Source organism: Pseudomonas argentinensis, from assembly GCF_001839655.2.
Classification (GTDB): Bacteria; Pseudomonadota; Gammaproteobacteria; order Pseudomonadales; family Pseudomonadaceae; genus Aquipseudomonas; species Aquipseudomonas argentinensis_B.
This window is the reverse complement of the sequence record NZ_CP056087.1, coordinates 1139960-1166618: the sequence shown is the minus strand read 5'-3', so window position 1 is coordinate 1166618 and position 26659 is coordinate 1139960. Positions and strand designations below refer to the sequence as shown.

General features: G+C 63.4%; 23 protein-coding genes, 2 tRNA genes and 2 pseudogenes. 18 read left to right on the top strand and 9 right to left on the bottom strand.

The genetic code is table 11. The features are described 5' to 3' along the window. Nucleotides 1-124: 124 nt before the first annotated feature. Entirely contained in the window at nt 125-1783 is a 1659-nt protein-coding gene (locus SA190iCDA_RS05265) for an OFA family MFS transporter (protein WP_070884570.1), read from the bottom strand. A 341-nt stretch (nt 1784-2124) separates the two neighbouring features. Here SA190iCDA_RS05265 and SA190iCDA_RS05260 point away from each other — a divergent pair, with 341 nt between their 5' ends. The 6 genes from SA190iCDA_RS05260 (at nt 2125) to SA190iCDA_RS05235 (ending at nt 7759) form a co-directional block, all read left to right on the top strand. Then, nucleotides 2125-3231, top strand: coding sequence for an NAD(P)/FAD-dependent oxidoreductase (locus SA190iCDA_RS05260; RefSeq protein WP_070884571.1), 1107 nt, complete (start codon nt 2125-2127; stop codon nt 3229-3231). A 65-nt stretch (nt 3232-3296) separates the two neighbouring features. After that, a complete protein-coding gene (locus SA190iCDA_RS05255; RefSeq protein ID WP_070884572.1) occupies nt 3297-5528 on the top strand; it encodes an AsmA family protein in 2232 nt (743 codons plus the stop codon). After that, nucleotides 5525-6592: an A/G-specific adenine glycosylase gene (gene mutY, locus SA190iCDA_RS05250; RefSeq protein WP_070884573.1), complete on the top strand. Its 1068-nt coding sequence runs from the start codon at nt 5525-5527 to the stop codon at nt 6590-6592. The genes SA190iCDA_RS05255 and mutY overlap by 4 nt, the downstream gene beginning before the upstream one ends. Continuing rightward, nucleotides 6589-6861: an oxidative damage protection protein gene (locus SA190iCDA_RS05245; protein ID WP_070884574.1), complete on the top strand. Its 273-nt coding sequence runs from the start codon at nt 6589-6591 to the stop codon at nt 6859-6861. The genes mutY and SA190iCDA_RS05245 overlap by 4 nt, the downstream gene beginning before the upstream one ends. 89 nt (nt 6862-6950) lie before the next feature. Beyond that, nucleotides 6951-7026 (top strand) — tRNA-Phe (locus SA190iCDA_RS05240). A 547-nt stretch (nt 7027-7573) separates the two neighbouring features. Beyond that, nucleotides 7574-7759 (top strand): hypothetical protein, encoded by a 186-nt coding sequence (locus SA190iCDA_RS05235; RefSeq protein ID WP_070884575.1) that lies wholly within the window; start codon nt 7574-7576, stop codon nt 7757-7759. A gap of 328 nt (nt 7760-8087) precedes the next feature. Here SA190iCDA_RS05235 and SA190iCDA_RS05230 read toward each other — a convergent pair whose 3' ends face one another. The 5 genes from SA190iCDA_RS05230 to SA190iCDA_RS05210 are packed head-to-tail and all read right to left on the bottom strand — an operon-like array spanning nt 8088 to nt 14589. Further along, a complete protein-coding gene (locus SA190iCDA_RS05230; protein WP_070884576.1) occupies nt 8088-8462 on the bottom strand; it encodes a response regulator in 375 nt (124 codons plus the stop codon). Between the two features lie 56 nt (nt 8463-8518). Continuing rightward, nucleotides 8519-9721, bottom strand: a complete 1203-nt coding sequence (locus SA190iCDA_RS05225) for a hybrid sensor histidine kinase/response regulator (RefSeq protein ID WP_070884577.1) — start codon at nt 9719-9721, stop codon at nt 8519-8521. Then, nucleotides 9715-10302, bottom strand: a complete 588-nt coding sequence (locus SA190iCDA_RS05220; RefSeq protein WP_070884578.1) for a chemotaxis protein CheB — start codon at nt 10300-10302, stop codon at nt 9715-9717. The genes SA190iCDA_RS05225 and SA190iCDA_RS05220 overlap by 7 nt, the downstream gene beginning before the upstream one ends. Continuing rightward, a complete protein-coding gene (locus SA190iCDA_RS05215; protein WP_070884579.1) occupies nt 10299-11117 on the bottom strand; it encodes a CheR family methyltransferase in 819 nt (272 codons plus the stop codon). Before SA190iCDA_RS05215 ends, SA190iCDA_RS05220 begins: the two co-directional genes overlap by 4 nt. Nucleotide 11118: 1 nt before the next feature. After that, nucleotides 11119-14589 (bottom strand): response regulator, encoded by a 3471-nt coding sequence (locus SA190iCDA_RS05210; RefSeq protein ID WP_070884580.1) that lies wholly within the window; start codon nt 14587-14589, stop codon nt 11119-11121. A 360-nt stretch (nt 14590-14949) separates the two neighbouring features. On the opposite strand from SA190iCDA_RS05210, the gene SA190iCDA_RS05205 reads away from it, so the two are divergent. From SA190iCDA_RS05205 to SA190iCDA_RS05160, 10 genes are all read left to right on the top strand, one after another. Next, on the top strand, nt 14950-15345 hold the full coding sequence (locus SA190iCDA_RS05205; RefSeq protein ID WP_070884581.1) for a response regulator: 396 nt from the start codon (nt 14950-14952) through the stop codon (nt 15343-15345). A 271-nt stretch (nt 15346-15616) separates the two neighbouring features. Beyond that, complete coding sequence (locus SA190iCDA_RS05200; RefSeq protein WP_070884582.1) at nt 15617-16390, top strand: ABC transporter ATP-binding protein; 774 nt, start codon at nt 15617-15619, stop codon at nt 16388-16390. Nucleotides 16391-16407: 17 nt separating this feature from the next. Then, a complete protein-coding gene (locus SA190iCDA_RS05195; RefSeq protein WP_070884583.1) occupies nt 16408-17160 on the top strand; it encodes an ABC transporter substrate-binding protein in 753 nt (250 codons plus the stop codon). A 46-nt stretch (nt 17161-17206) separates the two neighbouring features. Then, a complete protein-coding gene (locus tag SA190iCDA_RS05190) occupies nt 17207-17902 on the top strand; it encodes an ABC transporter permease (protein ID WP_070884584.1) in 696 nt (231 codons plus the stop codon). Then, the gene (locus tag SA190iCDA_RS05185) at nt 17899-18588 is read left to right on the top strand and encodes an ABC transporter permease (RefSeq protein WP_070884585.1); all 690 of its coding nucleotides are present in this window, start codon (nt 17899-17901) and stop codon (nt 18586-18588) included. Before SA190iCDA_RS05190 ends, SA190iCDA_RS05185 begins: the two co-directional genes overlap by 4 nt. 33 nt (nt 18589-18621) lie before the next feature. Next, nucleotides 18622-19851 (top strand): methyltransferase, encoded by a 1230-nt coding sequence (locus tag SA190iCDA_RS05180; RefSeq protein WP_070884586.1) that lies wholly within the window; start codon nt 18622-18624, stop codon nt 19849-19851. 292 nt (nt 19852-20143) lie between these two features. Next, nucleotides 20144-20219, top strand: a tRNA-Thr gene (locus tag SA190iCDA_RS05175). Nucleotides 20220-20616: 397 nt separating this feature from the next. Further along, on the top strand, nt 20617-20814 hold the full coding sequence (locus tag SA190iCDA_RS05170; protein WP_070884587.1) for a hypothetical protein: 198 nt from the start codon (nt 20617-20619) through the stop codon (nt 20812-20814). Between the two features lie 80 nt (nt 20815-20894). Further along, entirely contained in the window at nt 20895-21071 is a 177-nt protein-coding gene (locus SA190iCDA_RS05165; protein ID WP_083329726.1) for a DUF3606 domain-containing protein, read from the top strand. A 635-nt stretch (nt 21072-21706) separates the two neighbouring features. Next, complete coding sequence (locus tag SA190iCDA_RS05160) at nt 21707-21970, top strand: hypothetical protein (protein ID WP_070884588.1); 264 nt, start codon at nt 21707-21709, stop codon at nt 21968-21970. A 256-nt stretch (nt 21971-22226) separates the two neighbouring features. Here SA190iCDA_RS05160 and SA190iCDA_RS23330 read toward each other — a convergent pair whose 3' ends face one another. After that, nucleotides 22227-22484 carry a DUF1652 domain-containing protein gene (locus tag SA190iCDA_RS23330; protein ID WP_419203892.1) on the bottom strand — a complete coding sequence of 86 codons (258 nt, stop codon included), beginning with the start codon at nt 22482-22484 and terminating at the stop codon, nt 22227-22229. Nucleotides 22485-23304: 820 nt separating this feature from the next. Here SA190iCDA_RS23330 and SA190iCDA_RS05155 point away from each other — a divergent pair. Beyond that, the gene (locus tag SA190iCDA_RS05155; protein WP_070884590.1) at nt 23305-24549 is read left to right on the top strand and encodes a two-component system sensor histidine kinase NtrB; all 1245 of its coding nucleotides are present in this window, start codon (nt 23305-23307) and stop codon (nt 24547-24549) included. A 57-nt stretch (nt 24550-24606) separates the two neighbouring features. Continuing rightward, the gene (locus tag SA190iCDA_RS05150; RefSeq protein WP_070884591.1) at nt 24607-24843 is read left to right on the top strand and encodes a DUF1654 domain-containing protein; all 237 of its coding nucleotides are present in this window, start codon (nt 24607-24609) and stop codon (nt 24841-24843) included. Between the two features lie 43 nt (nt 24844-24886). Here SA190iCDA_RS05150 and SA190iCDA_RS23325 read toward each other — a convergent pair. Next, nucleotides 24887-25303, bottom strand: a pseudogene (locus SA190iCDA_RS23325) (methyl-accepting chemotaxis protein); the annotation flags it as partial. A gap of 171 nt (nt 25304-25474) precedes the next feature. Continuing rightward, nucleotides 25475-26113: pseudogene (locus SA190iCDA_RS23320) on the bottom strand (PAS domain-containing protein); the annotation flags it as partial. Nucleotides 26114-26659 lie beyond the last annotated feature (546 nt).

Genomic DNA, 26659 nt, shown 5'->3' with positions numbered 1-26659 from the left:
CGTCCGGCAAAAATGCCGAGGTCGCAGTCGAAATGGGCTCGCCCTTGCGACCTTATTAAAAGACGCGCATAAAAAATCCCGCGGACGCGCGAGGCGTCGGCGGGATTGTTGAAACCGGAGTCTGTTACTGGAACAGAACGACGGTCTTCTGCAGGGTGATCCAAACGCCCCAGGCCAGTGGGATACCCACGGCCAGCCAGGCAGCGATCACCAGCGGCTTGCTCGACGGATCGGCAGCCCACTCCAGTTCGGCAGCGGACGGCTTGGATTTCTCGCCATGGGCGCGCTCGGCGGCCAGCTCTGCATCGGTCATGAAGTATTTCGGATCCACAGGGCGGACCAGCAGGTTGCAGATGAAGCCCAGCACCAGCAGGCCGGCGAGGATGTACAGGGTGATGTCGTAAGCGGCAGCGCGCTCGACGCCGATGCTCAGCTGATACTCACGCAGGTAGTTGACCAGCACCGGACCCAGCACGCCGGCGAAGGCCCAGGCAGTCAGCAGGCGACCGTGGATCGCACCGACCATCTGGGTACCGAACAGGTCGGCCAGGTAAGCCGGAACGGTCGCGAAGCCACCGCCGTACATGGACAGGATCAGGCAGAAGGCGAACACGAACAGGGCGATGCTGCCCAGGTGACCGGTCCACGGAACCAGCGCGTAGAGGGTGAAGCCCAGCGCGAAGAACACGAAGTAGGTCGCCTTGCGGCCGATCAGGTCGGAGAACGAAGCCCAGAAGAAACGACCACCGATGTTGAACAGGCTCAGCAGACCGGTGAAGCCGGCCGCGATGGCGGCGATCTGGCCCAGCTGCGCGGCGTTCAGCTCGCTGAATGGCACGTTCAGGCCGATCAGCTTGCCGCCGAAGACTTCCTGCAGCATGGGCGAGGCCATGCCGATGATGCCGATACCGGCCGATACGTTCAGGCACAGTACGGCCCAGACCAACCAGAATTGCGGGGTTTTCCACGCGGTGTTCACGTGGACGTGGCCCTTGGTGATCATCGCGTTGTTGGCCTTGGCAGCCGGAGCGACCCAGCCTGCAGGCTTCCAGCCGGTTGGCGGAACGCGGTAGGCCAGTGCGCCACCGACCATGAAGATGAAGTAGATCACCGCCATGACCACGAAGCTCTGCCATACGCCGACGCTGGTTTCACTGGCAAAGTGGCCCATCAGCGCTGCCGCCAGGGGCGCACCGACCATCGCGCCGCCACCGAAGCCCATGATGGCCATACCGGTCGCCATGCCGCGCTTGTCCGGGAACCACTTGATCAGCGTCGATACCGGGGAGATGTAGCCCAGGCCCAGACCGATACCACCGATCACACCGGAACCGACCCACATCAGCCAGATCTGGTGGGTATAGATACCCAACGCGGAGATCAGCAGACCACCACACCAGCACACCGCCGAAACCAGGCCAGCCTTACGCGGGCCTGCATGCTCCAGCCAGCCACCCCATACGGCAGCCGCGCAACCCAGGAACACGAAGAACAGGGTGTAGATCCAGCCCAGCATGGAGATCTGCCAGTCGCAGTTGCTGGCGAAGATCTGCTCGAAGAACCCGATGTCCGGCGCACACGCCACTGGCGCGGTGATACCGATGGCCTTGGACAGTGGCAGCCAGAATACGGAGAACCCGTAGGCCATGCCGATGCACAGGTGGATGGCGAGGGCAGCTGGCGGAACCAGCCAGCGGTTGAAACCGGGCTTGGCGATGATGCGTTCCTTGGACAGGAATGCAGGCGTCGCCGAAGCACCGTTTTGCACGGTGGCGTCAGTCATGTTTTCTTCTCTGATTAGGTTGGCAAACAGGTCTTTACTGGCGACGCTTCGAGAAGAAGCGCAGCCAAACAACGAGTGAGTACGGGGAGAATCCATTCGCTCTAGCTGACCGCTAGCTCCCCGCGGCATTGTGTCACATCGCCATGGTGCTTGCGCAACCTTCCAGGCAGCTCTTTTATGGATCTGTCGCCCATTTCTCACCTTTGGCTGCGTTTTTTGGCGACGACCGGTCATCAACAGCTCGCCGAACACACTGCCGCGAGCACGCACCTTAACGACTGGCCATGACGATTGCGTTGCGCGAAGCTTGCAGATTCTAACCGCCAGGGCACAGGAGCATCATGGACAGCATCGACACCCTGATCATCGGCGCTGGCGCCCTGGGCCTGGCCTGCGCCGCCAGGCTGGCAGCGCCGGAACGCAGCACGCTTATCCTCGAGCAGGAAGCGCTGATAGGCAGCCATACCTCCAGCCGCAACTCGGAGGTGATCCACGCCGGCCTCTATTATCCGCCCGGCTCGCTGAAAGCCGAGCTGTGTCTGGAAGGCCGCGAGCGCCTGTACGCCTGGTGCACGCGCTGGCAGGTGCCGCACCGGCGAATCGGCAAGCTGCTGGTGGCCGTCGACGAAGCGGAGCGCAATCAACTCGCCGTGCTGGCCGGCAATGCCCAGACCTGTGGCGTACATGCACTTCAGGCGCTCGACGGCGCAGCGCTGAAGCGCCTCGAACCCGCCGTGCGGGGCGTGGCCGCGCTGTTCTCGCCCGACACCGGAATCATCGACAGTCATGCTTTCCTGCAGTCGCTTCTGGCATGCGCCGAAAGCCAGGGCGCGCAGCTGGTGCTGCACACCCGGGTAAACAGCCTGGCGCGCGAACGCGACGGCTGGCGGGTCGACGGCACCAGCGGCGGCGAGCCTTTCACCCTCAAGGCCCAGCGAGTGGTCAACGCCGCCGGGCTGTTCGCCCAGACGCTGGCCGAGCGTACCCAGGGCCTCGAGCCGCGGGGCATACCGTCCCTGCACCTGTGTCAGGGCAACTACTTCACCTACAGCGGTCGATCGCCCTTCAGTCATCTCATCTATCCGATGCCGGAGGCCAACACCAGCGGCCTGGGCATCCACGCCACACTGGACATGGCCGGCCAGCTGCGCTTCGGCCCGGATACACGCTACATCGACCGCCTCGACTATCAGGTCGATGAACGCCTGCATGAGCGCTTCGCCCAGGCCGTGGCCCGCTATTACCCGGCGCTGGACAGCACTCGCCTGGTCCCTGGTTATGCCGGCGTGCGGCCCAAGCTCAGCGGCCCCGGGCAAATTGCCGAAGATTTCGTGCTGCAAACCACCGCCGACCATGGTCTACCAGGACTGGTGAATCTGTTCGGCATCGAATCGCCAGGCCTGACCGCCAGCCTGGCCATCGCCGAGCGGGTTGCCCGAAGCCTTTAGCCGCGGGTGCGCCCTGGGCGTTATACTCGCGGATTCAAATTCTCGTCACTGCATAGGACTCGTCCATGAAAGCGCTCGGCAAAATCCTGGGTCTGTTCTTCCTCGGACTACTGCTGATCATCGTGGCGTTGGGCTTTGCCCTGACTCACCTGTTCGACCCCAACGATTACAAGGATGAAATCCGCCAGCTGGCGCGGGACAAGGCCAACCTCGAGCTGACCCTCAACGGCGATATCGGCTGGAGCCTGTTCCCCTGGCTGGGCCTGGAGCTGACCGACGCCACCCTGGCCAGCGCCAGCACGCCGGACAAGCCGTTCGCCAACCTGCGCCTGCTCGGCCTGTCGGTGCGCGTGCTGCCGCTGCTGCGCAAGGAAGTGCAGATGAGCGATATCCGCGTCGATGGCCTGAACCTCGACCTGCAGCGCGACGAGAACGGCCACGGCAACTGGGAAGACGTCGGCCGACCGGCGGCCAAGCCGGGCGAAACGTCGGCCGAGCAGACTGCCGCCAATGATGCATCGCAGCCGCAAGGCGAGCCCGCCCAGGAAAGCGGCAGCCAGCCGATCAAGCTGGATATCGACAGCCTGATCGTCAACGGTGCCCGGGTGGACTACCGCGACGCCCAGAAGGGCCAGCAATTCAGCGCAGAGAGCATCCAGCTCACCACTGGTGCCATTCGCGAAGGCGCCGGCGTGCCGATCAAGCTCAGCGCCTTCTTTGGCAGCAACCAGCCGGTGATGCGTGCGCGCACCGAACTGCAGGGCGAGCTGCGCTTCGACCGTGCCCTCAAGCGCTACCAGCTCGAAGACGCGCGCCTGTCCGGCGAGGCGTCCGGCGAGCCGTTCAATGGCCAGACCCTCACCTACGCCGCCCAGGGCCAATTGCTGGTCGACCTGGCGGCCCAGGTCGCCGAATGGAACGGCCTCAAGCTGTCCGCCAACCAGCTGCGCGCCCTGGGTGAAGTGAAAGTACGTGACCTGCAGAGCGAGCCCAAGCTGTCCGGTGGCCTGTCCGTGGCACCGGTCAACCTGCGTGAATTCCTCGCCAGCCTCGGCCAGAAGCTGCCGCCGATGAGCGACGAGAAAACCCTGGCACAATTCGAACTGGTCACCCAGCTGGGCGGCACCGCCAACAGCCTGTCGCTGGACGAGCTGACCCTCAAGCTGGACGACAGCACCTTTACCGGCAAGCTTGCCATGGCCGACTTCGCCAAGCAGGCGCTGCGCGTACAACTCAAGGGCGACAAGCTCGACCTCGACCGCTACCTGCCGCCCGCGAGCAAGGACAAGAAGGACGCCGACTCGGCGCGCAAGGCCGAAGTGCGTGAGACCGTCGCCAACGCCGGCCAGGCCGGCACCACGCCGGTGCCCAACGCACCGACCCAACAGGCATGGAGCTCCAGCGAAGTGCTGCCGATTCCCGCCCTGCGCAAACTCGACCTGCAGGCCAACCTGACCCTCGACCAGCTGACCCTGCAAAAGCAGGCGCTCAGCGATGTCAGTCTCAAGGCTCGCAGCCAGGGCGGCGCGCTGAACCTGGAAGAGCTGCGCGGTAAACTCGGCAACGGCAGCTTCGCCATCAGGGCCGATGCCGACGTGCGCCCCGCCGTACCGGTACTCAGCCTGCGCACCCAGCTGAACGGCATACCGGTGGAGCCCTTCCTCAAGGACGAACAGCGCCCTTCGCCCCTCAAGGGCCTGCTCGACCTGACCAGCGAACTGACCACCAGCGGCAATAGCCAGAAGGCCTGGGTCGATGCCCTCAACGGCACTGCCAGCTTCATGCTCGAGGATGGCGTGCTGGTCGACGCCAACCTGGAGCAACAGCTGTGCCGCGGCATCTCTACCCTCAACCGCAAGCAGCTGAGCGGCGAGCCACGCAGCAACGACACGCCTTTCGAGCGCCTGCAGGGTAGCCTGAGCATCCGCAACGGCGTGGCCAACAACCCCGACCTGCAGGCGCGCATTCCCGGCCTGAGCGTGGCCGGCAACGGTGACGTCGACCTGCGCGTGTTGGGCCTGGACTACCGCGTCGGCATCACCATCGAAGGCGACCAGCGCGAAATGCCGGATCCGGCCTGCGAGGTCAATCGCCGCTACGTCGGCATCGCCTGGCCGCTGCACTGCCGCGGCCCACTGGAACTGGGCGCCAAGGCCTGCCGCCTGGATCAGGAAGGCATGGGCAAGGTGGCCGCCAAGCTGGCCGGCGATCGCATCAACGAAAAGCTCGAAGAGAAACTCGGCGACAAGGTCAGCCCGGAACTCAAAGACGCACTCAAGGGCCTGTTCAACCGATGACCCCCGAGCAATTCTCCAGCGCCGTGCTGCGCTGGTACGACCTGCACGGCCGCAAGGACCTGCCCTGGCAGCAGAACATCACGCCCTACCGCGTGTGGGTCTCGGAGATCATGCTGCAGCAGACCCAGGTCAGCACCGTGCTCGGCTACTTCGACCGCTTCATGACCGCCCTGCCCACCGTGCGCGACCTGGCCGAAGCACCGGAAGACGAAGTGCTGCACCTGTGGACCGGCCTGGGCTACTACTCCCGCGCCCGCAACCTGCAGAAGACCGCGCAGATCGTCATGGCCGAGCACGGCGGCCAATTCCCACGCAGCGTCGAAGCCCTCACCGAACTGCCGGGCATCGGCCGTTCCACCGCCGGCGCCATCGCCAGCCTGAGCATGGGCCTGCGCGCGCCGATTCTCGACGGCAACGTCAAACGCGTACTGGCCCGCTTCGTGGCCCAGGAAGGCTATCCGGGCGAGCCCAAGGTGGCCAGGCAGCTGTGGGCGGTGGCCGAGCGCTTTCTGCCCGAGGAGCGCGTCAACCATTACACCCAGGCGATGATGGATCTAGGCGCCACGCTCTGTACGCGCAGCAAGCCCACCTGCCTGCTGTGCCCGGTGCAGAGTGGCTGCGAGGCGCACCTGCTCGGCCTGGAGATCCGCTATCCGATCGCCAAGCCGCGCAAGGAACTGCCCCAGAAACGCACCCTGATGCCGCTGCTGCTCAGCCGCGACGGCGCCGTGCTGCTCTACCGGCGGCCCTCCACCGGCCTCTGGGGCGGCCTGTGGAGCCTGCCGGAACTCGATGACCTCGACGCCTTGGACGCGCTTGCCACACAGCACCAGCTGGGTCTTGGCGAGCGCCGCCAACTCGATCAAATCACCCATACCTTCAGCCATTTCCAGTTGGCCATCGATCCCTGGCTGATCGAGGCCGACGGCGTGCCCGGCTACGTGGCCGAGGCCGACTGGCTCTGGTATAACCTCGCCACCCCGCCGCGCCTGGGCCTCGCTGCCCCGGTCAAGAAGCTGCTCAAACGCGCGGCCGACGCACTGCATACAGGAGAAATGGCATGACCCGTACCGTGATGTGCCGCAAGCACAAACAGGAACTCCCCGGTCTCGACCGCGCGCCCTACCCTGGCGCCAAGGGCGAGGACATCTTCCAGAACGTCTCCAGGCAGGCCTGGGATGAATGGCAGAAGCACCAGACCCTGCTGATCAACGAGCGTCGCCTGAACATGATGAACGCCGAAGACCGCAAATTCCTGCAGGCCGAGATGGACAAGTTCCTCTCCGGCGAGGATTACGCCAAGGCCGACGGCTACGTGCCGCCCAGCGAATAGCGGCCTGAGACGTAAGCGCCCGGAATATTTAAATATTTTCCAAAAAAGGTTTGACACCCCAAGGCTAAAACCGTTTAATACGCGCCGTTGCCCAGGTAGCTCAGTCGGTAGAGCAGGGGATTGAAAATCCCCGTGTCGGCGGTTCGATTCCGTCCCTGGGCACCACCTTCCTTCTCAGGTGGTGCCAACACAACCCGAGAAATTAAAGAACCGGCCTTGAGCCGGTTTTTTATTGCCTGGAATTTACCCCTGCCCTCGCGTTTCCCGGCTGGAGCCGCACCCATGAGCATTCGCCTGATCGGAGTGTTGGTGCCAGCCGAGGCTGCCATTGCTGGGCAATGCCGCCAACACCCTCTGCTCGGGCAGCAAAGGCGATGTCGCCCGCTGCGATGGTCCGTTGTTTCTCTGTAGCGACGGATCGATCAGCGGCAGCAAGCGCAACTGCAGCGCCGAGCACCGGGGGCGCAGGCAGCACGGCACTGCGAGCCACCGGCAATATCGCCAGCGACTGCCCCTGTGGCAGCGGAACGCTCCGTACCGGCCCGCGAGACGGGCAGTACCACCGCATGACCAGCAGCGGCACCAGGAGCTACAAGCGTAAATAGAGGTGACATTTCCGCCTGGCGGATACGCTGAACGCGCGCCCTCCCCCTGCGCTCCACATGACATTGCCCGCGCGACAGCAGCGGGCCTTACGCAGCCGGAGCCAACCATGCACCTCGATATCACCATGAATGCCGCCAACGATCCGAAGCAGCCGCCCGCCGAGCCGCACGAGACGCCCATCAACGATCCGGGTAACGAGGATCCAGGCTCCATCGTCGATGACCCGGATAGCCCGTTCAGCCCGCAGCGGCCTATCGAGGAGCCGGGCAAGCCTGCGCCGGAGAATCGCTGAACGCCCTCATACGTGCCGAGCGAATCGATACCCGGTAAATAGCGCTCCCCGGCATGGGGAAAGGGATAGATAGCGGCCGGGCATGGGATGAGTTCCGCAGGAGCTGGCCATGCCAGCGACGGCGTCCCCACCATCGTTCGCGCGCATGGCGCGCTCCCACAGGTATCCGGTCTCGATAGCTGTTTCAGCTTAGGGCCGCGTAGCGGGGCTGAGCGAAGCGATGCCCGGGGCTCATACTTACGCCTTCACCCATCCGGAGTTAGCGACCGTGGGAGCGGGCCATGCCCGCGAGCTTATGGACATACCCCAGGTCGCCTCCTCCCCCTCCTCAATCGAGCAGATGGGCAATTTGCGTACTCAGGGTTTCCAGCGTGAAGGGCTTGCTCAGCAGTGGCGCGGAGTCGAGCAAGGCGCTGCCGGTCTCGCGCACTTCAGCGGGGTGGCCGCTGATAAAGATCACCTTGAGATCCGGGCGCAGCAGCAACGCCGGCTCGGCGATACGCACGCCGGAAACGCCGCCGGGCAGGCGGAAGTCGGTGATCAGCAGATCCAGGTGCGGCTTGGTGGCGAGGATGGCGAAGGCATCGGTGGCGCCGTCGGCCTGCAGCACGTGGTAGCCCTCGCCCTGCAGGTATTCGGCCAGCAGCATGAGCAGCAGCGGATCGTCCTCGACGATCAGTACGCTTCGTGTCACATCGTTCATTGCCCTGCTCCTGCCTATTTCCGCACCTTCGCTTCGACCCTTGCGGCGTGGTGAGTTCAACCTATCTCTACGCGCTTGCCGCGCGGCAGCCAGACGCTGAACAGCGAGCCCTGCCCCAGGCTGCTCTGCACCTCGATACGCCCGCCATGGGCCTTGACGATCTGGTCGGAGATGAACAGCCCCAAGCCCAGGCCGGCCACCGACTCGCTGCCCACCGCGCGCTCGAACTGCTGGAAGATGCGGTGCTGGTTCTCCAGGGAAATACCGATGCCATGGTCGCGCACCTCGATGCGGACACCGCTCCCGTCGGAGCGGGCACGTACTTCGATGGGCCGCCCGGCGCCATAGCGCAGGGCATTGCTGAGCAGGTTGCTGACCACCTGCTCGATGCGGAACTGGTCCCAGCTGCCGTGCAGCACTTCGTTGCTGTCCAGCTGCAGATCGCAGCCGGCGACGGCCATCTGCTGGGCGAAGTTCTCGGCGACGTTGCGCACCGTCTGCGCCAGGTCGAACTCCACCGGGCGGATCGACAGCTTGCCGGTACGGATGCGCGAGACGTCGAGCATGTCCTCGATCAGGCGGATCAGGCTGTGGATCTGCCGCTCGTCGCGGTCGAACATGGCACCGAGCTTGTCTTCGCTGAACGCGGTGAGGTTGCCCTTGGCCAGGTGCATCTTGCGCAGCTGGGTGTCGAGAATCAGCCCGTTGAGCGGCGTGCGCAGTTCGTGGGAGACGATGGACATGAAGTCGTCACGCATGCGTACCGCGTGCTGCAGTTCGCCCTGGGTCGAACGCAGCTCGGCGAGCAGCGCATCCTGCTCCTGGCGCGCACGCTCCAGGGCTTCGAGCTGCTGGGCCATGACCTTGCGCTGGCGATACAGGTCGACGAACACCGCCACCTTGCTCTGCACCGCCTGGATATCCAGCGGCTTGTAGAGAAAGTCCACGGCGCCGCTCTCGTAGCCCTTGAAGGCGTAGTTCATCTCGCGGCCAGCGGCGCTGACGAAAACGATGGGGATATGCTTGGTCTTTTCCGTGCCACGCATCAGCTCGGCCAGCTCGAAGCCGTTCATGCCGGGCATCTGCACGTCGAGAATGGCCAGGGCGAACTCGTGCTCGAGCAGCAGCACCAGCGCGTCATCGGCGCACTGCGCCTTGAACACCTCGCGATCATCGCGACGGATCAATGCCTCCAGCGCCAGCAGGTTCTCCGGCAGGTCATCGACGATCAACAGTTTGCATCCGGTGCTACTCAACATGGGCGTGAGTCCAGTTCGGCTAGCAATGCGAGAATGCCCCGCAAAGAAAGAAGGTAATCGGGTTGGTGCAGCGCCAGGGCCGCTTCGGGCATGGTCGCAACCTGCGCCTCCTGCGGATCCTGCACCACGGTCACTCCGCCCCGCTGTTTTATTGTGTACAACCCGGCGGCGCCATCCTGGTTGGCGCCGGTCAGCAAGACTCCCATCAACTGGCTGCCGTAGGCATCGGCAGCCGACTCGAACAGGTAGTCGATCGAGGGCCGGGAAAAATGCAGCGGCTCCTCACGACTGTAGGAAAAGCTGCGATCGGCCTCGATGCACAGGTGATAGCCGGATGCCGCGAAGTACAGCGTGCCCGCCCGCAACGCCTCCTTGTCCTGGGCTTCCTTGACCCGCAGCGCCAGGCGCCGGGCAAACAGATCCGGCAACAGGCTTTCGCGGCCGTCGGGCAGATGCAGCACCACCACCAGCGGTAAACCGTAGTCGGCAGGCAAGCCTGCGAACAGGTTCAGCAAAGCTTCCACGCCACCGGCCGAGGCGCCGATAACCACCGCCTCGAGCTTGCGAAGGGGTGCGTTCATAACTTGCGAAACACCCGTTCCTGGCGGTTCAGCGCCTCGAAACGTCCGGCGTAGGCCGAGAAATCCAGGCTTTCCTTGCTGCCCAGCCCCAGGAAGGCGCGGTGCCCGAGGGATTCGTGAAACAGCCCGAAGGCGCGGTCCTGCAGGGTCTTGTTGAAGTAGATCAGTACATTGCGACAGGAGATGAACTGGGTTTCCGAGAACACGCTGTCGGTGGCCAGGCTGTGATCGGCGAAGGTCACGTTGGCGCACAGGAAGCGCTCGAACAGCGCGCCGTCGTAGGCGGCCGTGTAGTAGTCGGACAGCGAGCCCTTGCCGCCGGCGCGCTGATAGTTCTCGCTGTACAGGCGCATGTTGTCGATGGAGAAGATACCGCGCTTGGCCTTGTCCAGCGAGTGTGGGTTGATGTCCGTCGCGTAGATGATCGAGCGTTCCAGCAGGCCCTCCTCGTGCAGCAGGATGGCCAGGGAATACACCTCCTCGCCCGTGCTGCAGCCAGCCACCCAGAGCTTGAGCGAGGGGTAGGTGCGCAGGAACGGCACCACCTCCTGGCGCAGCGCCAGGAAGTAGCTCGGGTCGCGGAACATCTCGCTGACCGGGATGGTGAGAAACTGCAGCAGCTGCATGAACGCCGCCGAGTCATGAATGATGCGCGCCTGCAGCTCGGAGATGCTCGCGCAGTCGAACTGGCGCATGGCGTGCACGATCCGGCGCTTGAGTGAAGACCCGGAGTAGTCGCGAAAATCGTAGCTGTACTGCAGGTAGATCGCCTCGATCAGCAGACGCAGCTCGATATCCTGCGTACGGTCGGACATGTCAGATGCGCTCCAGCTTCGGCAGCCACACGCGGATCAGCGAGAACAGCCGATCCAGGTCGATGGGCTTGGCCAGGTAGTCGTTGGCACCGGCCTTCATGCACAGATCCTGATCGTCCTTCATGGCCTTGGCGGTCACCGCGATGATCGGCAGCTTGCGCCAGCGCGGGTTCTCGCGGATGCGCCGGGTGGCTTCGTAGCCGTCCATCTCGGGCATCATCACGTCCATCAGCACCAGGTCGATGTCGCCCACCGCCTCGAGCTTCTCGATGGCTTCGCGGCCGTTGCGCGCCACCTCGACCTGGGCGCCCTTGTGCTCCAGGGCGCTGGTGAGGGCGAAGATGTTGCGCACGTCGTCGTCGACCAGCAGCAGGCGCCGGCCCTCGAACACGCGGTCGCGGCTGCGCGCGGTCTTGAGCATGCTCTGCCGTTCGCTGGACAACTCCGACTCGACCATATGCAGGAACAGCGTCACCTCGTCGAGCAGGCGCTCCGGCGAGCGCGCGCCCTTGATGATGATCGAGCGCGAGTACTTGAGCAGCTCGGCTTCCTCGATGCGGGTCAGGTTGCGGCCGGTGTAGACGATCACCGGAGGGAAGGAGCGGATTTCCTCGCTGCCCATGCGCGCCAGCAGTTCGTCGCCCTGCATGTCCGGCAGTTTCAGGTCGATGATCATGCAGTCGAAGATATGCTGGCGTAGCTGCTCCAGCGCCTGCTCACCGAACTCGACGGCGACGATTTCGATATCGTCGTCGCCGATCAGCCGGGCGATGCTGTCGCGCTGCAGCTTGTCGTCCTCGACCACCAGCACGCGGCGCATCTTCTGGGTCAGACGCTCCTCGAGCTTGCTGAACACCCCCTTGAGCTGGTCGCGGGTGGCGGGCTTGAGCGCATAGCCGACGGCCCCCATGTGCAGGGCGGCCTCGGCCATGTCCTCGACGGAGATCACGTGCACCGGGATATGCCGGGTGCCGGGATTCTCCTTGAGGCGCTGCAGCACCGACAGTCCGGAGTCGTCCGGCAGGCGCATGTCCAGCAGAATGGCATCGGGATGGTGCGAGGTGGCCAGGTCCAGACCGTCTTCAGCGCTGTGTGCGACCAGGCAGCGGTAATCCAGCTCATGGGCCAGGTCGTAGAGGATATGGGCGAACTGCGGCTCGTCCTCGATCACCAGCACGCTGCGCCCACCGAGCACCGACATGCCGCGGTCATCGGGGAAGGTCGGCACGTTGCGCGCCACGTCACTCGGGGCTGGCTGGGCCACGTCAGGCGCCACGCTGCGCACCAGCGCCGGCAGCGGTTCGGCAGCCGGCAGTGCGCTGTCTTCATCGCTCGGCGAATAGGTCAGCGGCAGCGCCAGGGTAAACACGCTGCCCTCGCCCGGCGTGCTGGAGACGCTGATCGAGCCGCCGAGCAGCGTGGCCAGATCGCGGGAAATCGACAGGCCCAGGCCGGTGCCGCCGAAGCGCCGGTTGGTGGTGCCATCGGCCTGGCGGAACGCCTCGAAAATGTAGTCCTGCTGCTCCTTGGCGATGCCGATGCCGCTGTCGCGGACGGCGAACGCCACGCCCTCGTCGAGCCGGCTGACACTCAGGCTGACCTGGCCCTGCTCGGTGAACTTGACGGCATTGGACAGCAGGTTCTTGAGGATCTGTTCGACGCGCAGCCGGTCGGTGTACAGCGAGCGCGGCACGTCGTCGGCGACCTCGACGCTGAAACCCAATTGCTTCTCGCCGGCCACTGGCTGGAAGGTGGTCTCCAGGCTCTGGGCCAGGCGCACCACGTTGGTGTTCTCCGGGCGCAGGTCGAGCTTGCCGGCCTCGACCTTGGAAATGTCGAGGATGTCGTTGATCAGGTTGAGCAGATCGTTGCCGGCCGAATAGATGGAGTCGGCGAACTTCACCTGCTCGGCATCCAGGTTGCCCTTGGGGTTGTCGGCCAGCAGCTTGGCGAGAATCAGCGAGCTGTTGAGCGGCGTGCGCAGCTCGTGGGACATGTTGGCGAGGAATTCCGACTTGTAGCGGCTGGCGCGCTGCAGCTCCTCGGCGCGCTCCTCGAGCTGCTGCTGGGCCTCGCGCAGGGCGTTGTTGCGATCGTCCAGGGCATCGCGCTGCATCGACAGCTGCTCGTTGCTCTGCTCCAGCTCGGCCTGCTGGGTTTCCAGGTGCGCCTGGGATTCCTTGAGCGCCCGCGACTGTTCTTCGAGCTCCTCGTTGGCGGTCTTCAGTTCCTCCTGCTGAACCTGCAGCTCTTCGTTGAGTTGCTGGGTCTCGGCGAGAATTTCCTGCAGGCGATGACGGTAGCGGGCCGCCTCGACCGAGGCGCCGATGTTCGACGCGGCATGCTGGAGAAACTCGCTATCGCGCTCGCCCAGCGGGCGCAGAAAGCCCAGTTCGATCACACCATTGACGTCGCCATCGTTGGTGATCGGCAGCAGGGCCACCACCAGCGGCGCGCCATCGCCCAGGCCGGAGCTGACCTTCAGGTAATCGGCCGGAAGCTTGTCGAGGATCAGCAGGCGGCGGTCATGGGCCACCTGGCCGACCAGCCCTTCGGCGCGGTAGAACGACTGCTCGGTATTCTCCTGCTCGCGGCTGAACCCATAGGTCGCCACGCGCCTTAGATTGCCGTGCTCCTCGCGCACGTACAGGGCGCCCACCACAGTGCCCAGATGGCTGGCCAGGAACTCCAGCATGTTACGGCCCAGCACCGGCAGGGCCTGCTGGCCGATCAGCCGCTCGGCCATCAGGGTCTGGCCGTTGCGCAGCCAGGCCTGGGCCTGCAGGCGCTCGTTGTGCTCGTCCTGCTTCCTGAGGATGGCGCCGTAGGTGTCCGTCAGGCGCATCAGTTCACGCCGCCCGAAAATCGCCAGGCCGGCACTGAACAGCAGGGTGAACAACAGGAACAGGCCAATGGTGAGCATGGCGGTGTTGCTGGCCGCGTCGTTGCGCTCCTTGCGCAGGCGCTGCTCCTGGGCGATGAAGTCCGCATACTCGGCACGGATGGCATCGGTCAACTGCTTGCCGCGGCCGTCGCGCACCGGATCGATATAGTTGCCGCCGTCGCGCTTGGCGGCAATGGCGCTCTGGGCGAAGGCCGTCCATTCGTCCTGCAGCGCCGCGATGCTGCGCAGACGATCGACCTGCGTCGGGTTGTCGGCCACCAGTTCGTTGAGAATCTCCATCTCGGCGCGGATGCGCGGCTTGGCAACTTCATAGGGCTGCAGGAAGCGCACATCACCGGACAGCAGGTAACCGCGGAACCCCGTTTCCTGGTCGATCGACAGCCTCAGCCCTTCGCTGGCGTTGTTCAGCACTCGGTCGGTGTGCTGCACCCAGCCCAGCACATTGAGCAGGTAGCCGATCAAGGTCACGAAGAAGATCGCGCTGATCACCCCCACGCCAAGCGGCAAGGCGACGTTGCGCCTGAGAATGCGCTTGAAGCTGTGCTCGTCGATCGAACTGTTGGTCATCGCGGGTCCCTGGCTGTGTTGGGGCAGATAGATATAGGTATGGTTATTCTGGCGAACGGCGGATGGTAATGCGCTGCCTGGCATTAATCCAACGCTCGGCACTCAGTCGTCCGCGCGCTTGGATCGCGGCAGACTGCCCAGGGTTCGAGTTATTTTTTCAACGTGGCGCCTGGCTCCCGTTGCCACCATTGGATACGTATTTTTCAGCCGGGCGGCACGCTTGCGATGCATCCCGCGCACTCTATTCGTGCCATGCTAGACGGCCTGCCGCTAACGCGGCCCGGAAACGCTCTCCGCCGGCCGGCCAACCGCCTGCCGAGACGATCTGCCGTTTCACCATCCTTTATCGAGGTAACGCCGTTGTCAGACCTAGCTCCAGGCGCATCGACCGCCGGCCAGCGCATTCTTCTCGTGGAAGACTCCGAGGTGGTGCGCATGCTTACCGTGGAAGTGCTCGAAGAGCTCGGCTACCGCGTGATCGAAGCGGGCGAAGCGCAGCAGGCGCTGCAGATCCTGCGTAGCGACGAGGCCATCGACCTGCTGATGACAGACATCGGCCTGCCCGGCATGAGCGGCCAGGAGCTGGCCGTTGCCGCGCGCCAGCTGCGCCCCGACCTCAAGGTGCTGTACGCCAGCGGTTATGCCGAAAGCGTCGAGATCGACAAGAGCGAGCCGGCCAGCCGCACCGCGATCATCGGCAAGCCGTTTTCACTCGATGCCCTGCGCGACAAGGTGCAGAGCATGCTCGGCAACTGACACGCGAGGCCCCGGATCGGCCAAAAGGCCGACTGGCACTGGAATTGCGAAGCGGATATGAGTAGGGTGCGCGTCTTTTTCACCCTGCAGCCTGCTTGTCCGCGTTTTTGCAGCGTGGCGACAACAGGCTGCGATGATGCGACACCCCTGCGACCGAGACGGCAACGGGCCAGCAGCGACCTTGGCGCCCCCTGGTGCCTATGCTAGGTTTGCTGCCCACAGCCCTGCCGAACACGGATCCCATCCGCATAAGAATTAAGAGGACTGCTTGATGGCCGAGGCCCCGCCCGCGCTGGAAATCCGCAATCTGCACAAACGCTATGGCGACCTCGAAGTGCTCAAGGGCATTTCCCTCACGGCACGTGACGGTGACGTGATCTCCATTCTCGGCTCGTCCGGCTCGGGCAAGTCGACCTTCCTGCGCTGCGTCAACCTGCTGGAAAATCCCCATCAGGGCCAGATCATCGTGGCCGGTGAAGAACTCAAGCTCAAGGCGCAGAAGAACGGTGAGCTGGTAGCGGCCGACAACCGCCAGATCAATCGCCTGCGCAGCGAAATCGGCTTCGTGTTCCAGAACTTCAACCTCTGGCCGCACATGACCGTGCTGGACAACATCACCGAAGCCCCGCGCCGCGTGCTCGGCAAGAGCAAGGCCGAAGCCCGCGAGATCGCCGAGGCGCTGCTCGCCAAGGTCGGCATCGCCGACAAGCGCCACGCCTACCCGAACCAGCTCTCCGGTGGCCAGCAACAGCGTGCCGCCATCGCCCGTACCCTGGCGATGCAGCCCAAGGTGATCCTGTTCGACGAACCGACTTCGGCCCTCGACCCGGAAATGGTACAAGAAGTGCTTACTGTGATCCGCGCGCTCGCTGACGAAGGCCGCACCATGCTGCTGGTGACCCACGAAATGAGCTTCGCTCGCCAGGTCTCCAGCCAGGTGGTGTTCCTGCATCAGGGTGTGGTGGAGGAGCAGGGGACGCCCGACCAGGTGTTCGACAACCCGACGTCGGCGCGCTGCAAACAATTCATGTCCAGCAATCGTTAAACACGGAGCACTCACGCATGCATAGCTATAAGAAGATTCTGCTGGCAGCTGCCGCCACCCTGGCTTTCGGCACCAGTGCCGTCGCTGCTGACAAACTGAAGATCGGCACCGAAGGCGCCTACCCGCCCTTCAACCTCATCGACGCCAGCGGCCAGGTCGGCGGCTTCGACGTGGAAATCGGCCAGGCGCTGTGCGCCAAGATGAAAGCCGAGTGCGAGGTGGTCACCTCCGATTGGGACGGCATCATCCCGGCCCTGAACGCCAAGAAGTTCGACTTCCTGATCGCCTCCATGTCGATCACCGAAGAGCGCCAGCAGGCCGTGGATTTCACCAACCCGTACTACACCAACAAGCTGCAGTTCATCGCCCCGAAAAGCGCTGACTTCAAGACCGACAAGGACAGCCTCAAGGGCAAGGTCATCGGTGCCCAGCGCGCGACCATCGCCGGCACCTGGCTGGAAGACAACATGGGCGGCGTGGTAGACGTGAAACTCTACGACACCCAGGAAAACGCCTACCTGGACCTGGCCTCCGGCCGCGTCGACGGCGTGCTGGCCGATACCTTCGTGAACTGGGAATGGCTCAAGAGCGACGCCGGCAAGGACTTCGAATTCAAGGGCGACCCGGTGTTCGACAACGACAAGATCGGCATCGCCGTGCGCAAGGGTGATGCCCTGCGCGAGCGCCTGAACAAGGCCCTCGAGGAAATCGTTGCCGACGGCACCTACAAGAAGATCAACGACAAGTACTTCCCCTTCAGCATCTACTAAGCAGCCTGCCCGCGTCGCCCCTGGCGGCGTGGGCGCTTGAGTTTCCATGAATTTCGATCTTTCCGGATTCGGCCCGGCCCTGGCCGCCGGCACCCTGATGACCGTCCAGCTGGCGCTCAGCGCCCTGTGCGTCGGCCTGGTGCTCGGCCTGCTCGGCGCCTTCGCCAAGACCTCGCCCTACAAGCCGCTGCAGTGGCTTGGCGGCACCTATTCGACCCTGGTTCGCGGCGTGCCCGAACTGCTCTGGGTACTGCTGATCTATTTCGGCACCGTGGGCCTCATGCGCGGCCTCGCCGAACTGCTCGGCGTCGAGAGTCTCGAGCTGTCGCCCTTCGCCGCCGGCGTCATCGCCCTGGGCCTGTGCTTCGGCGCCTACGCCACCGAGGTGTTTCGCGGCGCCATCCTGGCCATCCCCAAGGGCCACCGTGAAGCCGGCCAGGCCTTGGGCCTGTCCAAGGGCCGCATCCTCTGGCGCCTGGTGATGCCGCAGATGTGGCGCATCGCCCTGCCCGGCCTGGGCAACCTGTTCATGATCCTGATGAAGGACACCGCCCTGGTATCGGTGATCGGCCTCAACGAGCTGATGCGCCGTTCGCAGATCGCCGTGACCGCCAGCAAGGAGCCCTTCACCTTCTATATGGTCGCCGCGTTCATCTACCTGGGCCTGACCGTCATCGCCATGATTGGCCTGCACTTCCTCGAGAAGCGCGCCAACCGCGGCTTCAAGCGGAGTGCGGCATGAACTGGGACGTCATCATCACCTGGCTGCCGCGCCTGGCCCAAGGCGCCCTGCTGACCATCGAGCTGGTCGCCGTGGCGGTCATCACCGGCCTGATCCTGGCCATCCCCACCGGTATCGCCCGCGCCTCGCGCCACTGGTACGTGCGCGCCGTGCCCTATGGCTACATCTTCTTCTTCCGTGGCACGCCCTTGCTGGTGCAGCTGTTCCTGGTCTACTACGGCCTGGCGCAGTTCGACGCGGTGCGCCAGGGCCCGCTGTGGCCGTACCTGCGCGACCCGTACTGGTGCGCGGTGATCACCATGACCCTGCACACCACTGCCTACATCGCCGAGATCCTGCGCGGCGCCATCCAGGCCGTACCGCCGGGTGAAATCGAAGCCGCACGGGCGCTGGGCATGTCACGGCCCCAGGCCATGCTGCATATCGTGCTGCCGCGGGCGGCGCGCATCGGCCTGCCGGCCTACAGCAACGAGGTGATCCTGATGCTCAAGGCCAGCGCCCTGGCCAGCACGGTGACCCTGCTGGAGCTGACCGGCATGGCGCGCACCATGAACGCGCGTACCTACCTGCCGGTCGAGGGCTTCTTCGCGGCCGGGGTGTTCTACCTGCTGATCACCTTCGTGCTGATCAACGCCTTCAAGCTCCTGGAGCGCTGGCTGCGCGTCGACGCCTGCCAGGGCCGCTAGCGCGGCGGGGTAATCGCCCCGTCGCAGTCGCTTATGACCTCAGCCGAATCTATCCCGCCCCTCAGTGGTGCCGACCTGCTCCAGCGTTTCCAAGCGCTGGACGCCTTTCTCGTCGCCCATCAGGCGCTGTGGAAACCCCGGCCATTCACCCACCAGACACTGCCCTGGGAAAGCCAGCATCCCGAACTGGCCGCCTGGCTGCGCAGCCGCACCCTGGCGCAGGCCGAAGCCAGCCACAACCAGCCAACGGCGCTGGACGGCGCGCCAGCGCCCTTCCCCGAACTGGCCTTGCAAGCCGAACAGCTGAGCCAGATCGGCGACCTGCCCCAGCAAGCCTCGGTTGATCTGCCGCCGCGTTTCTCGGTGGACGTTCCCGGTCGCAAATGGCAGCAGATACGCGCGTTCGGTGACAGCCTGGGCTTCGCCCAGACACCGCAGCACTGGCTGGACTGGTGCGCCGGCAAGGGCCACCTGGGCCGCGTGCTCGCCCACGGCGGCCAGAAGCTGACCTGCCTGGAGTACGACCCGGCCCTGGTCGCCAGCGGCGCCGCACTGAGCCAGCGCCTGGGGATAACGGCCCAGCATATCGAGCAAGACGTGCTCGCCGCTGACGCCGCCACCCGGCTGCACGCCGAGCATAGCCCCGTCGCCCTGCACGCCTGCGGCGACCTGCACCTGCGTCTGATGCACCTGGCCAGCGCCGCGGGCTGTCGCCAGTTGGCCATTGCGCCCTGCTGCTACAACCGTGTGGCGAGAGCCGACTACCAGCCGTTATCCACAGCCGCACAGGGCTCGCCGCTACGCCTCTCGCTGGACGACCTGGCCCTGCCCATGAGCGAGACGGTGACCGCCGGCAACCGCGTGCGCCAGCAGCGCGACCAGTCCATGGCCTGGCGCCTGGCCTTCGACCTGCTGCAGCGCGAGCTGCGCGGCGTCGACGCCTACCTGCCCATGCCCTCGTTGCCGCCTGCTTGGCTGAAGAAGCCCTTCGCCGACTACTGCCGCGATCTCGCCGCACTCAAACAGCTGTCCACTGCTGGCGAGCGAGACTGGCAGCGCCTGGAAGCAACTGGCTGGCAACGCCTGGCCGAGGTGCGCAATTTGGAGTTGGTACGCGGCCTGTTCCGCCGCCCACTGGAACTCTGGCTGGTGCTCGACCGCGCGCTCTACCTGCAGGAACAGGGCTATGCCGTGCGCCTCGGACAGTTCTGCGCACCACACCTGACCCCACGCAACCTGCTGCTGCTCGCCGAGCGCACCTGAGTTGCACACACAATCTGTGGATAACTCTGTTCACAGAAGCTGAGCAACCCACGCGAGCCCACTGCCCATAACCCGCAGCCAAAGCTGATCATTTTTTGATCACTCATAAAACCCCATACAAAACAGCTGCTTGTCTTAACGGCAAAAGGCTGCTTAGGACTTTTTCTAAAAAACTCTTGGCTACTTCCTATTTGTGCATAAGCCCAAACGGAACCTTGGAAAAGAGCCGCAAAAAGCTGCCTTACGCAGCTTTACTCATGCAAACGAATCGATATAATGGCGGCCCTCAAAAGCCGGTATAGCTCAGCTGGTAGAGCAACTGACTTGTAATCAGTAGGTCCCGGGTTCGACTCCTGGTGCCGGCACCATACAAAGCGAAGGCCTGCAGCGATGCAGGCCTTTTGTTTTTCCACCTCGACGTAATAAGGCGAGGTGACACGCTGGGCCGCTACCCGCGAGCCGACCGCGACGCCTACATCGGCGCCCATACCTGATACGTCAACAGCCCAAGAAGCTCGAGCCCATCGGCAGCACCAACCTCGGGGAGCTGCGCCACGCCTACGCCGGCCAGCGCTCCGTCCCCGTACCGAATGGTGCCGCCCTCAGCTATCTCCTGGCCAGGCCCGGCCAGAGCTGATTTTCGAACTCACCTGCACCCTCGAGGGGCATCAAGCAGGACATCGCCGTCACCATCTGGCATGGCGGCAACGTTCAACACAGCCTCACGACGGCAGCGGCTCAACAGCCCTGGAGCTGGAGAGTCAGTTGCCAGACGTACTGATCGACGAGCTCGCCAGGCGCGAAACCGGCGCCTACACCGGCGTGATGGCCTGGTACCGCACCAAGGATGGCAAGCAGGAGAAGGTTACCGCTGGCGAGCCCAAACGGTTGAAACGCCTGGCGCGACTGCATGTCAACAAGAAACCCGCAGAAGACAGCGGAGCGGAAAATGGGCCAAGTTGACAAGCTAGCGAGGTAGCTTCGCTTCATCGTGCTGACTTCAGGCCCTTGCATCCAACATTTAGTTCTAGGAAGCATAACCAATGGCAGATGATCTAAGTAATCGCGGCCCACAAGACCGGGCCCGTGTGAATGTGAACGAAAGCTGGGAGGTCACCTGGTGGACAAAGAAATTTGGGTGCACTGAGGCTCAGCTAAAGGCCGCTGTTAAGGCAGTAGGCGTGATGGCAAAGGATGTCGAGGCACACCTTAAAAAGTAGCGTTATGTCCTCGGTGGGCGGCAGCGGCCGTTATCGGCACCGGTGCCGCTAGCTTCATACAGGGTGCATTCCCCGCCGCTCCCCAGCTCCTTCTCACCGGCGCCTTGCTTGCCCGCTTGGTGCCGCAGTGTTGCCAGCATGCCGTCACGTCAGAGACCTATACCACCGGCATCGCAGCCGCTAGAAAAACGGCTGAAGAGGCAGCCCGTGGGACCGACATCGCTTCGCTTTGGTCCAAACTCCGGCTTTGCCCCCTAGAGACATCATCCCCACCATGGCAAAGATGAAGCTTAAGCGGCGATTCGGTACATCCACCAGTACTTCGCCCCGTTGACGGTCACCACGCCGCCCCCCGTAACCATGGATATAGAACTGACTGACCCGCGTCAGCCACACTGTTCGATATACCGGGCCGAAACACCATGACTATCCCTCAGTTTTACCAACTGATCAACCTGAAGAAACCCAGCTGGAAAGACGTAATCCTGAGCTTTTCAACGCTCATGTGGTTAACCGGCTGCATCACGGCTAGCGGTTTGGCCGCCGTGGTGGCAGGTCGCCACGAACCTGCTGTAAGATAATTCGAACATTCCGGGATGCAACGGCTCTCACCTGCAGTAACAGGGCGTTCCACCATGAATTTCTATCTTGAGCAGCTTACAGAGGCAGTGGCAGGGCGATTCGTCATCCATGCCAAACGCGATACCCAGGGATTGTCGATTTTTTGCCGTGATCTCGAGGGCAATCTGGTCACGAGTCGCGTCTTTACTGCGCAGCAGTTGCGCAACGCTCAGCTGGTGAGGTTGGTAATGATGGATCTGAAGCGCAGCCTCCTGGGATCACAACCCCAGCTTGCCCTTACCCCCTTGCCTGAATCACTCCACCCTAGTGCCTCATAAGCACGCGCCGAGTGATCCCACCCGTTCGCCTGTCGCCCCCCTGAACAGCCGCCAGCCCATTCCCTTCATATGTAGTCATGCATCCATGTGGCATTCATTGAAGGAAACGGGAGATTGGCGAGTAGCAATCCAGGCAACTTGCAAATAATCATGAAAAGGCTGCTGAAGCAGGTCGCAAAGGGGCAGCGTAGCCGTAGAAAAACGCCGAGCGAGTCACCTGTAAAAGTAGAAGCCCGCTATCGCAGCGCCTAAACCATTACCTCACTGCTTCAACCGGTACTTCTGTCACCGTGATCCCGCACCTCAGGTTGCGCTGCAGGTCGATGGCAAACTTGTCGATTGCCTCCCAGCTCACCAGAGCATCGGCGCACACATCCGACACCTCCAGTAGTAGGACATCGTTGACGGCGTCACACACATGGATGGTCAAAAGGCCCTCTGAGCTGGCCTTACACTTGCAAACGTGAGGAAGAAAGGCCGCCTCAATCAGCTGCCGTTGCTGCCTAGCTGACATCATGGTTGAAGTCCTTTGGATGACCGTTCATGTGATAGTCCTTATCAGATGATGAATACGCGCAGTATGAGACAATTTCGCAACAACGCATGTTCGATTGCAGCATAACCTTATTCGATTTATGACCATTAACCTCTCACCGCCTAAATCACCTCGTCCCGCCGGGTGGTCACTAGGACACCGGTGCCTTCAGCGCCGCCGAGCCGCTATCGCCTCGCAGCCTCGCCAGGGCCCACGCCACGCGTACATCGATATCTTGCGGGTAGAGCTGCAGGCGGTCGTGGCAGCGGCCGCGGCCTGCAAGCGCCCATCAAATCTGCTACCTGATACAGGTAGGTCTGGGCCTCAGGTCGGAGCCTTCGGTGTGGTGGAAGATGGTGGCCACCGCATCGGTACGGAGCCGCGGCTCAGGGTAGCAGCGAATTTCCACCGCACTGCGGCCAGGCGGCTGGTACCCTCCTAGGTGTTCCAGCCGCCAATCAGCACCAGCTGGTCGCCGATTGGGTTGGGCAGCCTTTCGGAATGAACATACGGGAAAGGGAGACGTGTTATCGCGGTTCAGCCAGAGGGTTATGGCTGACATAGGACCTGCGGTGTGAAGGCGGTCGAAAGTGTCGTGAGTGTCTTTACTTCATCATTTATCCACGTCCCGTTGAACACCGCGTTGACATCGACTGCGAGCTCTTGCAAATAAGGCCTCGCAGAACTGCGCGGCCTTGTCTTCCAGCGGCCGCATTGCCGATCATCCTTCCCGGCCGACACCCTGTCGCATGCGCTCTGCGAAACGACTACGCTACGCCCAACACCTCACGGAGCCACCATGGCCGATACCCCGCCCGGCGCCGGTTTGCGGCAGCCTGATGATGCACCTCTGGTGCGCAAGATCGGCCATGAGCTCATCGAGTTTCTGCCGGTTGGTGTGTACCTGTGCAATGCCGTGGGCAACCTGGTGGCCTACAACCCCAAGGCGGCGGATATCTGGGGTGAGGCGCCGGATCTGGACAAGGAGCCAATCAAGTACACCGGCGCCTATCGCCTGCGCAGCGAGAATGGCGCGCATATGCCGCTGGAACAGTCGCCGCTGGCTGCGGTGCTGCTCAGCAAGAAGCCGATCACCAACCTGCGCATGATCGTCGAGCGGCGCGACGGCAGCCAGGTGCCGATTCTCGCCAATATCGTGCCGCTGTTCGGCATGGACGGCGCCATGATCGGTTTTATGAACAGCCTGCAGGATCTTAGGCAGCACGCGGCCCAGGAACAGGCGCAGAACAACCTGCAGAATGCGCTGATCCAGGCGCAGAAGATGGAGCAGATCGGCAAGGTCGGCGGTGGCATCGTCCATGAATTCACCAACCAGTTGACCAGCCTGTCGATAAGCCTGTCGCTGATGGAGAAGGAGATCAGGGACGCCGGCTCGGAGCAGTTGCAGGCACGCTATGGGTTGTGCCGTGAGGCGACCGACAAGGTCACGCAGCTGGCTGAAGGCCTGCTGCTGTTCGCCCGCACACGCCCCCGGGCGCTGGAACGCATCGATCCCAACCAGTTGCTGCTGGGCATGAGCACGCTGATCAGCAACGAGGCCGGCCAGCCGATCGACTGCCAGCTCAACCTGGCCACCGACAGCAGCTTCCTCAGGGCCAACAAGCAGCACCTCGAGAGCGCCATCATCAACCTGGTGAGCAATGCCCGGGACGCCATGCCGGCGGGCGGCCAGCTGATCCTGAGCACTTTCAATACCCAACTGGACCGCAGCAACTTCCCGCACCATAACGCCAACTTCAAACCCGGGCGTTACGTGGTGATCCGCATCGCGGATACGGGCACCGGCATCGCGCCGGAGGCTCTCGAGCATATCTTCGCGCCCTTCTATACCACCCGGGCGGTCGACAAGAGCACAGGCCTGGGCCTGACCATGGTCAAGGGCTTCGTCACCGACATGAACGGCCAGATGACGATCACCAGCAGACTGGGCGAAGGCACCAGCGTCAGCCTGTATTTTCCCTGCTATGGCACGGAGCATTCGCTGGCCATTACCGGCAGCGACAGAACGTCGAGCGGGGAGTGACAGCTGGCCACTGCCCGGATTACTGTATGTACATACAGCCACCCGAGACTCTGCCTCATGACTCAAGATGCCAGCCCCGCCACTTCCTATGAACAGTTGGGCGCACGGGTTTCGCGCGCCATCAACGCCCCGGCCGCGCAGCGCTCCCGTTCGGCGGTGCTGCTGCGCGCCCAAGGCGACAGCCCTGAGGACTGGTCGCGGATCCTCGATGAAATAGCCGAGAACGACAACGTGACCATCGCCTGGCGCGACGACGGCGTGCAGCTGTTCTGGACGGTACCGGCAGAGGATTGAGCGCTGCCTGAGCAGCCGCCACGGCGGCTGCTCAGGCACTTGGTCAGGTAGACACCTGGCTGGAGAACTGGCTCACCGCCGCGACCACGCATTCGGCGTCGTTCTGGATGTCGTGGATAACCGCATCGGACTCATTGGCCAAGGTGAGTGCCTGCTCCGCCAGCTCACGACTGCGGGTGATCACGTCAACGGCGCTGGAGGCCAGTTGCTGGTTCTGCTGCACCACGGCGACGATTTCCTGGGTGGACTTCGAGGTGCGCGAGGCGAGCTGGCGAACTTCATCGGCCACCACGGCAAAGCCGCGGCCCTGCTCACCGGCGCGAGCGGCTTCGATGGCGGCGTTGAGTGCCAGCAGGTTGGTCTGGTCGGCAATCCCGCTGATCGCCGCGACGATGGTCTCCACCGCCTTGCCCTGCGCATCCAACGCCTGGATGCTCTGGGTGGCGCTTTCCATCGCGCTGGCCAGGCGATGCAGCACCTCGACGGTGTCGCGGATGACCTCGCGGCCCTTGCTGGCGCTGGCATCGGTTTGCAGCGAGGTGCTGTAGGCCAGGTTGGCGGCCTTGACGACGGCTTGTTCCAGGTGCACCTGATCGGTGATGACAGTGGCGAACTTCACCACCTTGTAGAGCTTGCCGTGCAAATCGATGATGGGGTTGTAGGACGCCTCCAACCAGACGTCGCGACCGGCGCTGTCGATGCGCTGGAAACGGTCGACCACGAATTCACCGCGGCGCAGCCGTTCCCAGAACTGCCGGTAGCCTTCCGATGCGCCCTCTTCGCTAGAGCAGAACATACGATGGTGCTTGCCGACCACCTGCGCCAGGGTATAGCCCATGCCACGCAGGAACAGGTCGTTGGCGGTGATCACCGTACCGTCGAGGTTGAACTCGATCACCGCGGTCGAACGCAGCAGCGCCTTGACCAGGCTCTCGTTTTCCAGGGAGGCCTCGATGGTGCGCGTCAGGTTGCTGGAGTGGATCACCAGTTGCTGCCTGCCGGTCTGGTGATCACTCATCGGCATCACCACCGAACGCAGCCATACGTGCCGGCCATCCTTGCCTAGCAGACGCAGCGCACCACTGAAATGGCGGCGCTCCCGAATCGCCGCCAGTGCCCGCGACTGGTGCGGGTCGCGGGCCAGTTCCGGCGGCGACAGCTGGGTCAGGGACTGGCCTAGGACATCGCCGGCGCGATAGCCGAGCTCGCTGTGAAACAGTTCGTTGACCCGCTCGATGCGGCCCTCGGCATCGAGCTCGATGATGATCATTTCCTTGTCGAGGTTCTCCCTTACCTCCTCCTGCATGGCTAGGCGAGCTTCCAGCTGCTTGTTGATCTGTTTGAGGTGAGAGTTGAACACGGCAGGGAACTCCAGAATGGGTACCGTTTCATCGGCTTGGACGGAGGAAACTTGAAAGGGCCGAAGTGCCACCAACAGCTGCAGAAGCGGCTTGCGCGGGCTGGTAATGCAGACGCCGAAATATCTCCATACATCTTGTCGCATCCAGGCTGAACACAAGTCACCAGAAAACTTCTGACCACATGGCTAAAAAACCCTGAACGCCGCGCTCCGCTTCGCGGTCGGACTTTTTGAAGAAGTTCCATGGCGCTACCCAATAGTTTGTTGCAATGCATTGCGGGAACTTTTACGAGCCCCCTGGAACCGCTTTCGACGCCGCGTCGTGAGGCCGCAAAACCATATTCGTAACGGGCCAGAACACTCGACGCCCGTCGTGGATGCCCGTGCATCCGCCTGCCGCCCCTGGGGTGGTTCCTTACCAGACAGCCTGAGCCGGGCAGTGGATTGTCCGGCGTC

Coding starts and splice junctions, on each gene's coding strand:
- SA190iCDA_RS05155 (WP_070884590.1), top strand. CDS start 23,305: ATGGCCGATACCCCGCCCGGCGCCGGTTTGCGGCAGCCTGATGATGCA.
- SA190iCDA_RS05165 (WP_083329726.1), top strand. CDS start 20,895: ATGGCAGATGATCTAAGTAATCGCGGCCCACAAGACCGGGCCCGTGTG.
- SA190iCDA_RS05150 (WP_070884591.1), top strand. CDS start 24,607: ATGACTCAAGATGCCAGCCCCGCCACTTCCTATGAACAGTTGGGCGCA.
- SA190iCDA_RS05210 (WP_070884580.1), bottom strand. CDS start 14,589: ATGACCAACAGTTCGATCGACGAGCACAGCTTCAAGCGCATTCTCAGG.
- SA190iCDA_RS05225 (WP_070884577.1), bottom strand. CDS start 9,721: ATGTTGAGTAGCACCGGATGCAAACTGTTGATCGTCGATGACCTGCCG.
- SA190iCDA_RS05265 (WP_070884570.1), bottom strand. CDS start 1,783: ATGACTGACGCCACCGTGCAAAACGGTGCTTCGGCGACGCCTGCATTC.
- SA190iCDA_RS05195 (WP_070884583.1), top strand. CDS start 16,408: ATGCATAGCTATAAGAAGATTCTGCTGGCAGCTGCCGCCACCCTGGCT.
- SA190iCDA_RS05185 (WP_070884585.1), top strand. CDS start 17,899: ATGAACTGGGACGTCATCATCACCTGGCTGCCGCGCCTGGCCCAAGGC.
- SA190iCDA_RS05160 (WP_070884588.1), top strand. CDS start 21,707: ATGAATTTCTATCTTGAGCAGCTTACAGAGGCAGTGGCAGGGCGATTC.
- SA190iCDA_RS05200 (WP_070884582.1), top strand. CDS start 15,617: ATGGCCGAGGCCCCGCCCGCGCTGGAAATCCGCAATCTGCACAAACGC.
- SA190iCDA_RS05255 (WP_070884572.1), top strand. CDS start 3,297: ATGAAAGCGCTCGGCAAAATCCTGGGTCTGTTCTTCCTCGGACTACTG.
- SA190iCDA_RS05180 (WP_070884586.1), top strand. CDS start 18,622: ATGACCTCAGCCGAATCTATCCCGCCCCTCAGTGGTGCCGACCTGCTC.
- SA190iCDA_RS05190 (WP_070884584.1), top strand. CDS start 17,207: ATGAATTTCGATCTTTCCGGATTCGGCCCGGCCCTGGCCGCCGGCACC.
- mutY (WP_070884573.1), top strand. CDS start 5,525: ATGACCCCCGAGCAATTCTCCAGCGCCGTGCTGCGCTGGTACGACCTG.
- SA190iCDA_RS05230 (WP_070884576.1), bottom strand. CDS start 8,462: ATGAACGATGTGACACGAAGCGTACTGATCGTCGAGGACGATCCGCTG.
- SA190iCDA_RS05235 (WP_070884575.1), top strand. CDS start 7,574: ATGCACCTCGATATCACCATGAATGCCGCCAACGATCCGAAGCAGCCG.
- SA190iCDA_RS23330 (WP_419203892.1), bottom strand. CDS start 22,484: ATGTCAGCTAGGCAGCAACGGCAGCTGATTGAGGCGGCCTTTCTTCCT.
- SA190iCDA_RS05260 (WP_070884571.1), top strand. CDS start 2,125: ATGGACAGCATCGACACCCTGATCATCGGCGCTGGCGCCCTGGGCCTG.
- SA190iCDA_RS05220 (WP_070884578.1), bottom strand. CDS start 10,302: ATGAACGCACCCCTTCGCAAGCTCGAGGCGGTGGTTATCGGCGCCTCG.
- SA190iCDA_RS05215 (WP_070884579.1), bottom strand. CDS start 11,117: ATGTCCGACCGTACGCAGGATATCGAGCTGCGTCTGCTGATCGAGGCG.
- SA190iCDA_RS05245 (WP_070884574.1), top strand. CDS start 6,589: ATGACCCGTACCGTGATGTGCCGCAAGCACAAACAGGAACTCCCCGGT.